Origin of the sequence: Oscillatoria sp. HE19RPO, assembly GCF_024220515.1 — a bacterium.
GTDB lineage: Bacteria > Cyanobacteriota > Cyanobacteriia > Cyanobacteriales > Laspinemataceae > Laspinema.
The window spans coordinates 1-13,487 of record NZ_JAMXOT010000130.1; the positions used below are offsets into that span (position 1 = coordinate 1).

Annotated in this window: 9 protein-coding genes; 3 read left to right on the top strand and 6 right to left on the bottom strand. The window is 47.3% G+C overall.

The genetic code is table 11. The features are described from left to right. Positions 1–158 precede the first annotated feature (158 nt). The 3 genes from NG833_RS12325 to NG833_RS12335 form a co-directional block, all read right to left on the bottom strand. Positions 159–1,082 (bottom strand): Hpt domain-containing protein, encoded by a 924-nt coding sequence (locus NG833_RS12325; RefSeq protein WP_254565586.1) that lies wholly within the window; start codon positions 1,080–1,082, stop codon positions 159–161. A gap of 165 nt (positions 1,083–1,247) precedes the next feature. Further along, positions 1,248–2,531: a nuclease-related domain-containing protein gene (locus NG833_RS12330; RefSeq protein WP_254565587.1), complete on the bottom strand. Its 1,284-nt coding sequence runs from the start codon at positions 2,529–2,531 to the stop codon at positions 1,248–1,250. Positions 2,532–3,360: 829 nt separating this feature from the next. Continuing rightward, the gene (locus tag NG833_RS12335) at positions 3,361–3,756 is read right to left on the bottom strand and encodes a DUF1830 domain-containing protein (protein ID WP_254565588.1); all 396 of its coding nucleotides are present in this window, start codon (positions 3,754–3,756) and stop codon (positions 3,361–3,363) included. A 288-nt stretch (positions 3,757–4,044) separates the two neighbouring features. On the opposite strand from NG833_RS12335, the gene NG833_RS12340 reads away from it, so the two are divergent. Further along, a complete protein-coding gene (locus NG833_RS12340) occupies positions 4,045–4,482 on the top strand; it encodes an MgtC/SapB family protein (protein ID WP_254565589.1) in 438 nt (145 codons plus the stop codon). A 174-nt stretch (positions 4,483–4,656) separates the two neighbouring features. On the opposite strand, the gene NG833_RS12345 is transcribed toward NG833_RS12340, so the two are convergent. Then, a complete protein-coding gene (locus tag NG833_RS12345) occupies positions 4,657–7,230 on the bottom strand; it encodes a PAS domain-containing protein (RefSeq protein ID WP_254565590.1) in 2,574 nt (857 codons plus the stop codon). A 252-nt stretch (positions 7,231–7,482) separates the two neighbouring features. On the opposite strand from NG833_RS12345, the gene NG833_RS12350 reads away from it, so the two are divergent. Then, on the top strand, positions 7,483–9,576 hold the full coding sequence (locus NG833_RS12350) for an FAD-dependent oxidoreductase (RefSeq protein ID WP_254565591.1): 2,094 nt from the start codon (positions 7,483–7,485) through the stop codon (positions 9,574–9,576). Between the two features lie 499 nt (positions 9,577–10,075). Continuing rightward, entirely contained in the window at positions 10,076–10,543 is a 468-nt protein-coding gene (locus tag NG833_RS12355; RefSeq protein WP_254565592.1) for a hypothetical protein, read from the top strand. Between the two features lie 147 nt (positions 10,544–10,690). Here NG833_RS12355 and NG833_RS12360 read toward each other — a convergent pair whose 3' ends face one another. Further along, on the bottom strand, positions 10,691–11,449 hold the full coding sequence (locus tag NG833_RS12360; RefSeq protein WP_254565593.1) for a peptidyl-prolyl cis-trans isomerase: 759 nt from the start codon (positions 11,447–11,449) through the stop codon (positions 10,691–10,693). A gap of 169 nt (positions 11,450–11,618) precedes the next feature. Then, complete coding sequence (locus NG833_RS12365) at positions 11,619–13,364, bottom strand: ABC transporter ATP-binding protein (protein WP_254565594.1); 1,746 nt, start codon at positions 13,362–13,364, stop codon at positions 11,619–11,621. Positions 13,365–13,487 lie beyond the last annotated feature (123 nt).

Consider the following 13,487-nt stretch of genomic DNA (forward strand, 5'->3'; position numbering starts at 1 on the left):
CAATGCTTGCGCCCAAAAGAGGGCGCAAGCATTGCGCCCCTACACATACCTTTGAACGTTTGGAGGATTTATATTTTGCAATCCCCTTAATAGAATGGTTCAATTCCTCCAAGAGGGACTCTATCCGGCTTCTCCGTCCGGTAAGGGTCTGGAAATCTTTAAGATTTCACCGCTTTGACTAACAACTTAGTCAAAACCGTAAGCTGTTTTTTATCAAAGGTTTCGATCAGTTTCTTCGCCGCTGCTTGGGGGTCTGAGTTAATAATAAACTCCTTCTCTTTGAGAGTGATCCCCCCTTGGGTTGGGGACTGACCCGCCAATTCCAATAATAATGAACTCGGGGGCATCGTATCCGGTTTGCCAACCGCGATAAAATCGCTGGCATATTTGAGTTCTTTAATCGTCACAGGTGCAATTAAGTCATAGCTGTTTTGGGGATTGGCGATCGCCCCGGCAGCCGTTTTCACCAAAGTTTGCCAATTCTGCATCTGAGGACTCATTTCAGCCAGTTGATTGCACAACGTCTCGATCCGTTTGCGGTTGTCTGCATCGGGCTTTTGCTTAAAGAGCATCAACATTTGTCGCAACAGATTGATCACTTGGTTGGCAATCTCTAACCCAACATCACGACTGGCTTGTTGTACATCCGCTTCATCCCCTCCATCAACGAGGGCATCCAGATATTTTTTTAGTTCCTCAAACACAGGCTGGGACTCTTTGACAATTTCTGTCCCATCTTCTTCTCTCAACCCAAAAGGCCCTTGGAGGCGTTCCAGTAATTTTTGCAGGGTGTCATACCCTTTTAAAAATAAAGTTTCCAACTTTTGGTCAACGGGAACTGGGTTCTCTTTCAGAATCTTAAAACAATCCTCTAAGCTGTGGGCTGTCTTTTGGATACTCCCAAAGCCCAACATCGCTGCACCCCCTTTGACTGAGTGTGCGGCGCGAAACAGTTCATTCAATTGTTCTTGATCGTTCATGGTGGACTGTAACTCTAACAGTCCTTTTTCGATGGTTTCGAGGTGTTCCCGAGCTTCCTCGATGAAATACCCGATGATCTGTTGTTGCTTATCCGGATCCACAGCAGACTCCCTCTAACTAAACATTCTCTGCCTCTCAGTTTTAACTGAGATCTGGCACCCATTGCATGAATGCTGAAGGGTCGATCGCTGGTGGTGACGCCAGATTGCTTGGAAACCCCCCTATCCCCGGGGATTTGCGATCGCATCTTGAAACCCCGATAGCTTTCAGTGTTCCCATTTTGAATTCCCTTCCCTCACGGTTTTGAGTTGATGTCGTTTGACATCGGGTACTTCCTTGAGGACCACATCAATCGGCACAAGCCGTCCAACGGTGGTGTAACAACCGCCTGCTCTAATGGGAGTCGTGGTTGACTTGGACTGAAACCGTTCCATGTTGTTCAAAAACCAATCCCGGGTCTGCGGCATCGGCAGCAAGTACAACAGGCCGATTTCCACAAAATAATAGCATAACCAATCCGCTTGCGTATAGAGAAAGCAGCCCGGGGTATTTTTTTCCTGATTGCTGTGAGTTTCAAAAAAGAAATTGCCCGTATTATGGTAGCGATCGCCTTTAATTTCCAGTTTAGATTCCCCCCTGTCCGTCGTTACCAGTAAATCCACATCAATAGCGCGATAGTGTGGGTCATTTTCAACATTTTGAATCGAAATAGTCCGGGGCAAATTTTGCAACCAGTGGGTAATATCCGCCGTTGCCCGGTCTGCAACCTGGGTACTTTCTTGCATCGTATAGGTCCGAGGCGAGACCGGATGGGTAACCTTGAGTGGGGAGGGTTTTGGCATCGGTTTCGGTAATGGAGCTTTGGGGGCGATGGGCTCCGGTGGGGGAATTGTATAATTGGCAACAGCCGAGGCGATCGCTGCAACTTGTGGGGCTGTGAGGCAGGGTTCTGACCCCTTCAACAAATCGAGCAAGGCACTGACTCGATGCAAAACCGGGACGCTACATTGAGTGGTTTCCACCCAATCGGCGATGGGAAAAACCACAGGTGCCGTGACAAAATTGGCCGGTAAATTAGGGAGGAGGCTCCGAATCCACCTCTCGAACATTTGCTGATGATAGGCACTTTGGGAACTGGGACTTGGGTCGAGGGAAACCCACCGCTTTCCTTCCCGGCGTTTCCATTGATCTTGGTAGGCGCTAAATGACCCTTTCCAGGTTTTGAGTTCCACCAGAAATACCCCATTGGTGGCAATAATTAAATGGTCAATTTCGGTTAGAATACCCGGTTTGCGCGTGGGAATTAAGGCATTGTTAAACAAAATATCAGAATCGGGTAACCATTGCAGGAGGAAGGACACCACGCCTTCTCCGAGACTGCCTTTGACTTGTTTACTAACGCGATTGACTTCCCAACAAAAAGAGCTAAGTTGACCTAAGAAACTTTCTCCGAATCGGTCTTGTTGGAACTCTCTTTGCCCTTGAATTTTTGATTCAATTTGGGCTTGAAATGCAACTCTCAAGGTGGAAGACTGGGATAAAATCTTCATAGTCCGGCCTCTTTTGTGAGTAGTAGCGATCGCACCCTCAACCGTCTAAATTTTGCATCCCAGCTTCAATCCTCGCCCCGGATGCCCTCTCGATCCTGACTGCGATCGCCTTTACTTTACACCAAAAGGGGCGATCAATGTTTGGATGGGTTCTCAAAATCTGCGGAAGTCCTAAGTTAGGGAACTCCAAAAAATAAAATCTCCAAAACGTTCGTTTGTAGTGATGGATCAACGGAGTAGGGGCGCAATATGCAGGCCCTCCGGAGGGCCTGCACATTGCGCCCCTACAGATATCTTCCTTTCAGTTGAACGTTTGGATGATTTATATTTTGCAATCCCCTAATACGGAATCCGGTTCTCAAAGGTCTATAAAAAACCCACAGGCTGTAGCCCGGAGGCTATACGGACAGAGCCTCTCCTGCGCGGGCTATTCCATAAAAACGACTTTTCATACCCGAATCCGCCAGAATTTTGTCAAGAAACTGGGTTTCTAACCCATACTGTACCCTCGAAGTAAGTCTATAAAAACCCGAACCCTCAAGGGTGCGAGCTTTTATAGCCATATTATACCAAATCCGGTTGTTAACAGTCGGTTTTCGCTTTTAGCCCGCGCAGGCGGGCTTCGTCCGTATAGCCCCAGGCTTGAGCCTGCGGGTTTTTATAGACCTTTGAGAACCGGATTCCATATTAGAACTGGATTTCGTATAAAAAAGAGAGGAGAAAAAGCGATCGCTTCTTCTCCTCTCTTTTGAACACCCATGCATCATCCAATCATTCATCCATAAACAGTATTTAAACTGCTACAAATCACCCTGAATGTTGTTGGAACTTAACAAGCTGCTAGTTGTTGCCCTAGGAATGTTGAGACCGTTGTGAAAGATGAGCTGCGCTCCTGCGTAACTTGCAAGCGATCGCATTTCACCCGAGCCGCTAACTGTAAACCTGAATTCTTCGCCTTGTAAATTTCTAAATGGGCTGTAGAAAAAGCTTCAAAAAAAAGCCGTTGTCCCGGAAATACAACACGCTCAAACTCCCAAGTTTCTCGACAGTCACTTTTAATTACCTGAATCTCACTGGTAGAATTCAAATAATAACAAAGAATTTCATTCGAGGAGGGGCCAGAGAGAGAATTCATCGATTTAGGCATAGCCATCTCGTTTTTTTCACTGTTCTCTTTTATCTTTTTCCCATAACCCAACCTAGGGTGACCTCTATCTAAAGACATAGTTCGATTAACTATAAATTTTTTTAATATTTATAAATTTAATACCTGCCGGGTCGATGGCAAGCACCCGGGTCCAAAAAATAGAATAAAAAGGCCACCCATTGAGAGATGTTACACTCAAGCCCCGTTGTTATCCCCGGGTTTAACCCGCTCATTCATTCAAAAATATGCTATTAATTAAACTTATCCCTGTCCGGTTCTGGTCCGGGTCACCATCAGGGCGCGATAGCATTTTGACCCTCGTCCTTGTAGAGTAAAGAATGCAGACTCCATTGAGCCAACTCTACCGTGTCAAATCTTAGCACCCTTGCTCCCGTGGATACCTTGCACTTGTTGGGGCGACTCGGGTTATCATTGTTCGTCGGCGCAGTGATCGGATTCAATCGTGAAAAGGAACATAAACCTGCCGGTTTAAGAACCTATATGCTGGTTACTTTTGGCACAAGCCTCTTGGCATTGTTGCCCGTGCAACTCGGTGTTGCATTAGAAAATACCGATGCCTTTAGTCGAATCATTCAAGGCATTGTAACTGGGATCAGTTTTTTGGGAGGGGGAACGATTTTACGCGATCGCGATCGGGTTCGGGGATTGACCTCCGCAGCCGCCATTTGGGTTGCGGCTGCCCTCGGACTGTTGATCGGTTGTGGATTATGGCAACTCGGATTAGCCAGTGTCTTAATCTGTTGGGTCATTTTGCGAGTGCTCAAAGAACTAGAACCGCTGTAATTCATGTCTTGATTTTTGATAGAGCATTTCCCCAGGAGTGCGAGAGAAGTGCGGTAAGCGAAGCAAAGCCTTCGGCATAGCTTCGCTTACCGCACTCCTATTCCTATAAATATCTGTACCTCATGAACCCAGGAACCGCTAATAGCATGACCTAATTTTTTGATTCCCGAACCTTCATTCAAACAACGCCGGTTCTTCAAAGTCTTGATGCACGGGCAACTCAATAATTAACTCCGTTCCTTTTCCCCGTTCCGAGGAACAATTTAACTTGCCTTTATGTTGTTCCACAATAATTTGATAGCTAATCGATAACCCCAAACCCGTGCCCATTCCCACAGGTTTGGTGGTAAAGAACGGATCAAACATTCGTTGTTGAATCTCCCCTGTCATCCCCGGACCATTATCGATAATGCGGATGATAATCCAGTCAGGGCTAGGCTGTTCAGAAGAGGTCTGCTCACGGACCACTGCTTCCGTCCGAATGGTGATTGTGCGCGGGGGTTCCTGGGATTTGAGAGCATCGATCGCATTGGTAATGAGATTCAAAAACACTTGATTGAGTTCACTGGGGTAACAATTAACCTGGGGTAAATCTCCATACTCTTTAATCACATTAATCCCGTTATTTGAGTTATGATCCGGGCTTTGACCTCGCAGATGATGTTGTAAAATTAACAGGGTGCTATCAATCCCTTCATGGATATTCACCTGTTTATTATCCGCTTCGTCTAATCGGGAAAAGTTCCGCAGCGATCGCACGATTTCCCGAATGCGTTCCGCCCCCACTTTCATGGAACGTAACAATCGCGGCAAATCCTCAAATAAAAACTCTAAATCAATTTCCTCAATCTCCTCTACAATTTCTGGGTCCGGTTCGGGGTAATGTTTTTGGTAGAGATTAACTAAATTTACCAAATCGTCAATATAGGACGTGGCATGAACAATATTTCCATAAATAAACCCGACCGGATTGTTCACTTCATGGGCAATTCCCGCCACCATCTGACCCAACCCAGACATCCGTTCAGTTTGAATCAGTTGAGTTTGAGTGCGTTGCAGTTCATACAGAGTTTCTTCTAACTCCCGCGCCCGCAATTCTAACTGGGCCTCCGACTTCACTAAAGCTTGCTGGGATAAATGGCGATCGGTAATATCCAACAGACTCCCCAACACCTTCACCACTTTCCCCGCTTCATTAAAAATCGGTTCCCCATTGGCCGAAATATAGCGAATTGACCCATCAGATTGAACAATCCGCTGTTCCACTTGATAGGATTCTCCCGCGTGAATCGCCCGTTCAATCACTTGTTCCGCAATCTCTCGGTCTTCCGGGTGAATTTTTTGCAAATATTCTGGATAGGTTGGTGAGGCTTCATTGACATCTAATCCCAACATCCGATAAACTTCATCAGAACAAATAATGCGGTTCGTGGCAATTTCAAATTCCCAGCATCCCACATGAGCTAATTTTTCCGCTTCCGACAGCAAAGAAGCCATTGCCCGCGTTTGGGCTTCACTTTTTTGTAACGAAGCAATTAACCGCGCATTTTCGGCTTCAGCCAGTTTGCATTCGGTCATATTTTGAGTCATGACCATGCCCCCTAAAACCTCTCCCGCATCATTTTTAATCGGAAGAATTTGGGTTAAATAAATCCGACTGCCAAACGTCAGTTCAGTCACCCGAGTTTCCCCGGCGAGTACCTCCCGATACAAGGGTTCCAGGCTGTGGCAAATCTCCGAGGGAAATGCCTCTTGGAGGGTTTTTCCTTCTACCTCCTTTTTAGCTAAATTCATCGCCTCTAAATCCCGACCTTCTGCCAAGGTATGACGCAAGTCTCGGTCAAATAAGAAGATCACGCCATTGGGAAAATTTTTGACAAAGGTCCGATAGAGATTTTCCCGTTGCCGTAAGGAATTTAAAACTTGTTTGCGGGAGGTAATATCACTTAAAAAGACTAATATGCCTGCGTCATAAGGATGAGCGCGAACCTCTAGCCAAGTTTCGCGATAGGGATAACAGGCTTCTACAGGGCAAGGATTTGGACCGGATAAAGCGGTTTGCAAATCCGCAAAAAATTGAGCTAAATCTGGAGGGAGTTCAGGGTTTTCCGTCGGTTGACAAAGGGTCTGATGGGTGGTTTGTAATAAGGTTTCTCCTTGGGGGTTGATATAAATGACTTGACCTTGAGAATTTAAGTTTAAAAATCCTTCATTAATCTGTTCTAAAATGGTCAATTTGGGGGCAATTTCTGGGGGAAATTCTGGGTGGGTTTCCTCAAGACGGGGAGAGTTAACTTCACCCAAGGGAGAGAGTGTGCCATCTAATCCACAGAGATTTCCCTGGCGATCGCAGATGCCTTGACCGATTTCGCGGACCCAGGCGATCGTTCCATCGGCTTTGATAATACGGTAGTCTAAAGTATAAGGCTGTTGAGAGAATAACGCCGCTTCCACCGTCTGTTGGGCCGTTCCCTGGTCGTCGGGATGAACAAGCATTTTAAATCGAGCGATGGGATGGTGAAGAAAATGGGAGACGGGATAGCCAGAAATTTGTTCAATTCCTTTACTAATGAACGCTATTTTCCAGTTTCCTTGATAGGTACATCGGTAAATTGCCCCGGGGATGTTATTAACAATACTCTCTAACAGAGCTTGGTTCTCCTTTGGGGGATGAGCTGAGGAAGAGGAACTGTCAAACGTTGGAGGCTCAATCGGTTTCATCGGTAAATTGGATGAGGTAACGTGCATGGGTTAATAACGTCCTAAGTTTTCCACAGGTTCAATCGATTTAAAGAGCTTCAATCCGTGAATCCCTACGAATCCTACTGAATAGAATAGGGCGATCGCCAAATTTTGCAACCTGAAGTCCCCAATTCACCTCCGTATAGCTAACATGAACAAGGAGGAAAAGTAGCATCTGTTACAGACACTACTGTTTTAGACACTGCGGACCCCCCTTTCTCAAAGTAACCGTTTACCAGCTTACCCAATTCGATACCTATGCAGCGTCAATCGCAGCTTTTACCCCGGCATCTCCTTCGAGGCATCTCCCCCACTCGGTCCTGTTTCAGTCTAGTGGTGAGTTTAATCACCCTGGCATTAGCAACTTCCGTAGCCGATGCCACACCCCCTCGCCCCCCCGATCAAGAAGTCGCCTGTGAAATTTTAGTCGCCGGAGGTGGATTAGCGGGGGCTGCCAGCGCCTACGAATCCTTGTTGGCCGGTCGGACGGTTTGCATCACGGATATTACCGACTGGGTAGGGGGTCAAATTTCCTCCCAAGGCACTTCGGCCCTGGATGAACGACCCACCCAACGACAACAGTTATTTTATCCCCAAGGATACTTGGAATTTCGCGAGAGTATCCGGCGCAAGTATGGACGCCTCAACCCGGGTCAATGTTGGGTGAGTGAATCCTGTTTTATGCCGTATGACGGCCATAAACTGCTGTTTGACCAATTGGAAAGAGCAGCCAAACGGGGCAAGGGTACTCTCAAATGGTACCCCAATACGGTGATTAAAGAGTTGGACATTTCCCCGACTCAGGAGGGCGAACAAATTCAAAGTGCAGTCGCCATTCAAATCGAACCGGCCCCAGGTCAGCCCCCGGTGAATGCGGAACCCCTCTCGCAAATCCTGGAAGATGCCTATCGCTACGAAAATTCTGCCCGGTTTCATAAAACCATTGTGCGGTTTGTTCCCATGACCGGCGATCGCAATTCCCGAAATGCGAACAACACTATCGCACAACCGGCCCAATGGTATGTGATCGATGCCACGGAAACCGGGGAACTGATTGGGTTAGCGGATATACCTTATCGCCTCGGGGTTGATCCGCGATCGCCCCTGGAACCTTCTTCCTCCAGCGCAGAGGGCAATCCCTACTGTACCCAAGGGTTTACCTATACCTTTGCTATGCAGGCCACCAAGGAACCCCAACAGCACGTTAAACCGGATTTTTACGACCGTTACGCCCCTTATTACAGTTATGAACTGGAACGATTGGCGAATTTTAATTTAGTTTATACCTACCGCCGGATCTGGAGCGAAAACTATCAGAAAACTCTCCCCTCTAACCCCCGAGAATATCCGATTAATCCCGGGGATATCTCCATGCAAAACTGGACTTGGGGAAATGATTATCGACCGGGAACGGCGCAAGATAATTTAATCTATACCCGTCAGCAGTTAGAATCCACTGGGCAACTGGAACCGGGGGGATGGATGGGAGGATTAAGAAATGAAACCCTGGAAGCGGGAGAAGAACACGCGATCGGCTTTTTCTATTGGTTGGTCCAAGGAACGACCGATTCTCAGTTAGGAGATGGGGTTAAACAGCCTAACCCGAATCATCGCTATCTTGCCGGACTCGATTCGCCAATGGGAACCGCCAATGGATTATCGAAATATCCTTATATGCGCGAGGGACGGCGAATTATTGGACGGCCCGGTTGGGGTCATCCTGATGGGTTTACCGTGTGGGAAATTGATATTTCGCGGACGGATTATTCTGACGAGTTTTATCGAACAAATTTGGAACCGGAAGCGTATCGCCGGTTGTGGGAATCTCTCTCGGGATTACAAACTTTAGAGGCGATCGGTGAAAGACCGAATTTGGAGGGACGACCCTCGCGATCGCGCTCTACAATTTTCCCTGATTCTGTGGGAATTGCCCACTATGCGATCGACTTTCATCCCTGCATGACCCTCTCCCCCCCGGAAGCCCCCGGAAACACTGAACTAGAGGGAGAACGTCGGGGTGCGGGCACCGCTTATCCCTTCCAAATTCCCCTCCGGGCCTTGATTCCCCAACGGATTGATAACCTATTAATTGCGGGGAAAAGTATCGCCACCAGCCATATTGCTGCCGCTGCCTATCGGGTTCATTCCTTTGAATGGTCCTCTGGCGTAGCAGCCGGGGTAACCGCCGATTTCTCCCTAGAAAAAGGCATCCTCCCCTATCAGTTGGTGGACAATCTTCCGCAACGGGAACCCCAGTTAGAAGCGTTACAAACTCGCCTGGTAGATAGTGGCAATCCCATTGCCTTTCCCAATACGTCAATTTTCAACAATACTTGGGAAGATTGGCGTTAAGGAGCAGGTGGATATAGGATTAATTCCCTAGGACAAGAAACCGGGTTTCTTAATCCAAATGTTGGTAATTAGCAACAGATTAGGTTAAGAAACCCGGTTTCTAACCTTTACTATACTGACCCCCTAGGCGTTGGGTTAAGTAAAATTACAAATCCATGCAGATTTTATTGATTTTGTCAAGTAATTTTTGATAAAGATTGTTAAGTAATTGAGACAATTTAGGCGATATTTTGTCCTTTTGACTACTGACAAACAGACAAAAGCAGTTTATAGTAATTATTAAAGAGGGGAGCTACCCCTCTCATCTTTCGATGAATCAGCCTCTTTAGGGTTTATAGCGATCGCGTTTGAATTAAACCCGAGACCTTCTGAAAAGGGTAGGATCTTCAGGTTTTATTCCTCCATCGGTACCTCATTGTTATCGGAATCGCGATCGCCATCCACTCTCAAGAACCAGTTCTAAACCCACTCCCCACTTGGTCAATACCGCCAAAACCTTATGAAGCGCCAAATTGTTGTAACAGCAACCGTCCTAGCCACTTTGTTAATGAGCCCGATGCTGGGGGTTTCTCAACCCAGCCCTACTGGATCACAAGAGCCAGGATATTGGCAACCCCTAGCCACAGTCAATGTCAACCGTCCCGTGAGTCTGACTGTCATCAATAATACCGGAATTCCCCTGGAATATAGTGCGCGAAATAGCCCAATTCAACGCATCGGCGCTGGAGGACGGGTAGTGTTGGGCGATTATACCATTAACCCCAACGCTCAAAGCGATCGCGAGCGGAATTTGAACGTTCCAATCAATCCACCTATCGAAGGTTATGGTCAGGTTCTGTTGCATTTTGATATAGATTCCAACGTAAGAAATAATAATGTCACGGTTACTGTCCGCCCTGCTAATCCAGGAGAACGAATCGATCGCGAGCTGTATTTCGATGAGAATGGTAGAGTTTACGTCTTTTAATCGGGACAGCTAATTAAAAGGCGATCGCCGGTTTGGATAAAGGGCGATCGCCCCAAAATAAGGTGCATTACCACGCCGATTGATTGCACTACTCATTAGGGTAAAACAGCCAAAATAGACGCGAAATTTCGCGTCTATAGTTTTAGATTATTCAACCTGCAATTTGACGTTTTTATTTTGCAGTTTGGTTTGCCACCACTGCTCAAACAATTGCTCTTGAAGCTGACGTTTGAGTTGTCCTTCTAAGGTAGCGGGAATTCGTTGTTCTAGGCGCAATAAGCTGTAGCGACCTTCCAATTCCAGTGGACCGACAATATCTCCCGGTTGAGCGGAGGAAATCGCATCGCGAATCGCCGGGGGAAGTTGACTGACCAGAATCGCTCCCATCATGCCATTATAAGCTTTTTCACCCGCAATAGAATGCTCTTTGGCTAACACTTCAAAACTCGCCCCTGCTTGTTCAATTTGAGCTTTCAGTTCCACCGCTTTATCATATTGTTCTACCACAATTCGCGAGAGAACAACCTGCTCAAAGGCTTGCTGATTTTTCTGAAAATAGTCTTCTAGTTGTTCAGCAGTGACTTTGGTTTTGATTTCCTCAATTTTTAACCCAGCGGCGAACTGATTGCGAAACGTCGTATAAGTTAGGCTTTGACTTTGTAACCATTGGTCAAAGCGGTCCGATTGCACCAGTTGATTTTGGAGGCGAAAGTTAATAATCGCCTGTTCTAAGAGGGAACCATCAATTTCCAAATCAGCTTGGCTTTGCAACTCTTGTTCGATGACGTGCTGGCGCAGAATCTTCATAATAAACTGTTGCAAATCGCCACTGGTCCGCAGATACCCGAGGGCTTGCCGCAGTGAAATGGTTTCGTCATCAATGGTGATAAATTTTTCCGTTTCCATGTTAATTCATTCCAAAAGAACTGCCAAGAATATCCAGACTCAGGTGCTAGAGAATCTGGACTAAAGGGGAATCAGAACACCTATCCCCGAGAGAAATCAGAAGCACAACGGGCTAGAGTCACGCTTCAAGATGCGGATCTAGAGGCTTTATTGTCACCGCTTTCCCAGCTTAGTGCAAGAGTGCCTCTAGCTTTTGTTGATTCCAGAGTTGCTGATACAAACCCGGTTGTTCGACTAATTGAGTGTGAGTGCCGACTTGGACGATCGCCCCACGATCCATGACAAAAATGCGATCGGCAGAGGCAGCAGCAGACATTTGGTGCGAAATAAACAACACCGTTTTGCGCTGCGTCCCCGAGGACAAATTTTGGAGAATATCCGTTGCGGTTTGATTATCCACACTAGAGAGAGCATCATCTAAAATCAGCACCGGCGCATCCATCAGCAGGGCTCTAGCGAGGGCCATGCGCTGGCGCTGTCCTCCAGAAAGGGTAATCCCCCGTTCCCCCACCATCGTCTCGTACTGTTGCGGAAAATTGAGGATTTCCGGGTGAATTTGGGCTTGTTTAGCGGTTTCGATGATTTCCGGGTCCTCAGCAAGGGGTTTCCCATAGCGGATATTGTTCCGGATGGATGTGCTAAACAAAAAGCTTTCCTGGGGAACGTAAGCGATATTCCCCCGCAGGGTTTCTAATTTGAGAGTGGTGATATCTTTGCCATCGAGATAGAGTTGTCCAGAACCAATATCCAGTAAGCGGGGGATGGCATTGGCGAGGGTGGATTTTCCGGAACCAATGGGACCCACGATCGCCACCGTCTCACCGGGGGTAATCTCAAAGCTCAAAGCATTCAGGGCGGGGTTTTGAGCCTCGGGATAGCTGTAGGTGAGGTGATTGGCCCTCAGATGACCTTGAGCGGGTTCTGTGAGTGTCGTTGCCTCTGGTGTATCTTGGATTTTCGGTTTCGCTTCAAAAATAGACTCGATGCGATCGAGACTCACTTCTCCCCGTTGATACGCTGTAATGGTAAATCCGAGGAGGGCGGTGGGAAACACCAGGCGTTCGACATACAATAACAGGGCGATGAAATCCCCCACGGAAATTACTCCATCAGCGATCGCCCCGGCACCAAAGGTCAGTAAAACCAGTAAGCTTAAACTGGCTAATCCCCCCAATACCGGAAACAGAAAACTTCGGGTTTGGGCTAATTTGAGATTGGCTCGTAAATATTGTTGATTGAGTTGGCGGAAAGCAAGGCGTTCGTTTTCTTCCTGAGCGTAGATTTTAATCAAGGAAATCCCGCTCATATCCTCTTGAATCAAGTCACTGAGTCCCGAGAGTTGCTCTTGGACTTCCAACTGCTGAGTGCGGAGGCGATCGCTAAATAACTGCACAATGATCAGCATAAACGGATAGACCGCCACAGCCAACAGGCTCAACCTGACATTAATCGCCAACATCACCGGCAGGGTCAATCCATAAGCAAAAATTGTATTCACCACACTCAACACCGCAAATCCCAGCAGACGCCGGATATTATCCACATCCGAGGTGGCGCGGTTAATCAAATCTCCCGGTGGGTTCAGGGCAAAATAGGCCGGTTCCAGGCTCAGGACGTGCTGAAAAATGCCTTGCTTGAGGTCAAACTCCACCTGACGTCCCACCCCAAACAGAAACATCCGGGAGACGACGCGAATTACCCACATTAGGGAGGCTAGGAGGAGGATGATTCCCACAAAATACAGAATGCGATCGAAGCTAAAAGTGACTCCGAGTTCATCCACTGCATTGCGAATCAGCAGGGGAATGTACACCCCCAAAGCATTGACGATAAATAGGGCCACCACCCCCACCAAGGCATTCCGCCAGTGGGGACGCATATAAGAGGCCAGTTTTTGAAGTTTTGAGCGAGCCATGTCAAATTGATTTGTTTTACCCCTCCTTTAGTGTAGAGGGCGATGGGGAGGATGGGGGGAATGGGGAGATAGTCCAAGTTTGTAGTAACGACTTCAGTCGTTTCCGGATCGTTTGTAGTAACG

What these genes read in the sequence shown, in the direction of transcription:
- NG833_RS12350 (WP_254565591.1), top strand. Translation starts at nt 7,483, where the DNA reads ATGCAGCGTCAATCGCAGCTTTTACCCCGGCATCTCCTTCGAGGCATC.
- NG833_RS12330 (WP_254565587.1), bottom strand. Translation starts at nt 2,531, where the DNA reads ATGAAGATTTTATCCCAGTCTTCCACCTTGAGAGTTGCATTTCAAGCC.
- NG833_RS12355 (WP_254565592.1), top strand. Translation starts at nt 10,076, where the DNA reads ATGAAGCGCCAAATTGTTGTAACAGCAACCGTCCTAGCCACTTTGTTA.
- NG833_RS12335 (WP_254565588.1), bottom strand. Translation starts at nt 3,756, where the DNA reads ATGTCTTTAGATAGAGGTCACCCTAGGTTGGGTTATGGGAAAAAGATA.
- NG833_RS12345 (WP_254565590.1), bottom strand. Translation starts at nt 7,230, where the DNA reads ATGCACGTTACCTCATCCAATTTACCGATGAAACCGATTGAGCCTCCA.
- NG833_RS12365 (WP_254565594.1), bottom strand. Translation starts at nt 13,364, where the DNA reads ATGGCTCGCTCAAAACTTCAAAAACTGGCCTCTTATATGCGTCCCCAC.
- NG833_RS12360 (WP_254565593.1), bottom strand. Translation starts at nt 11,449, where the DNA reads ATGGAAACGGAAAAATTTATCACCATTGATGACGAAACCATTTCACTG.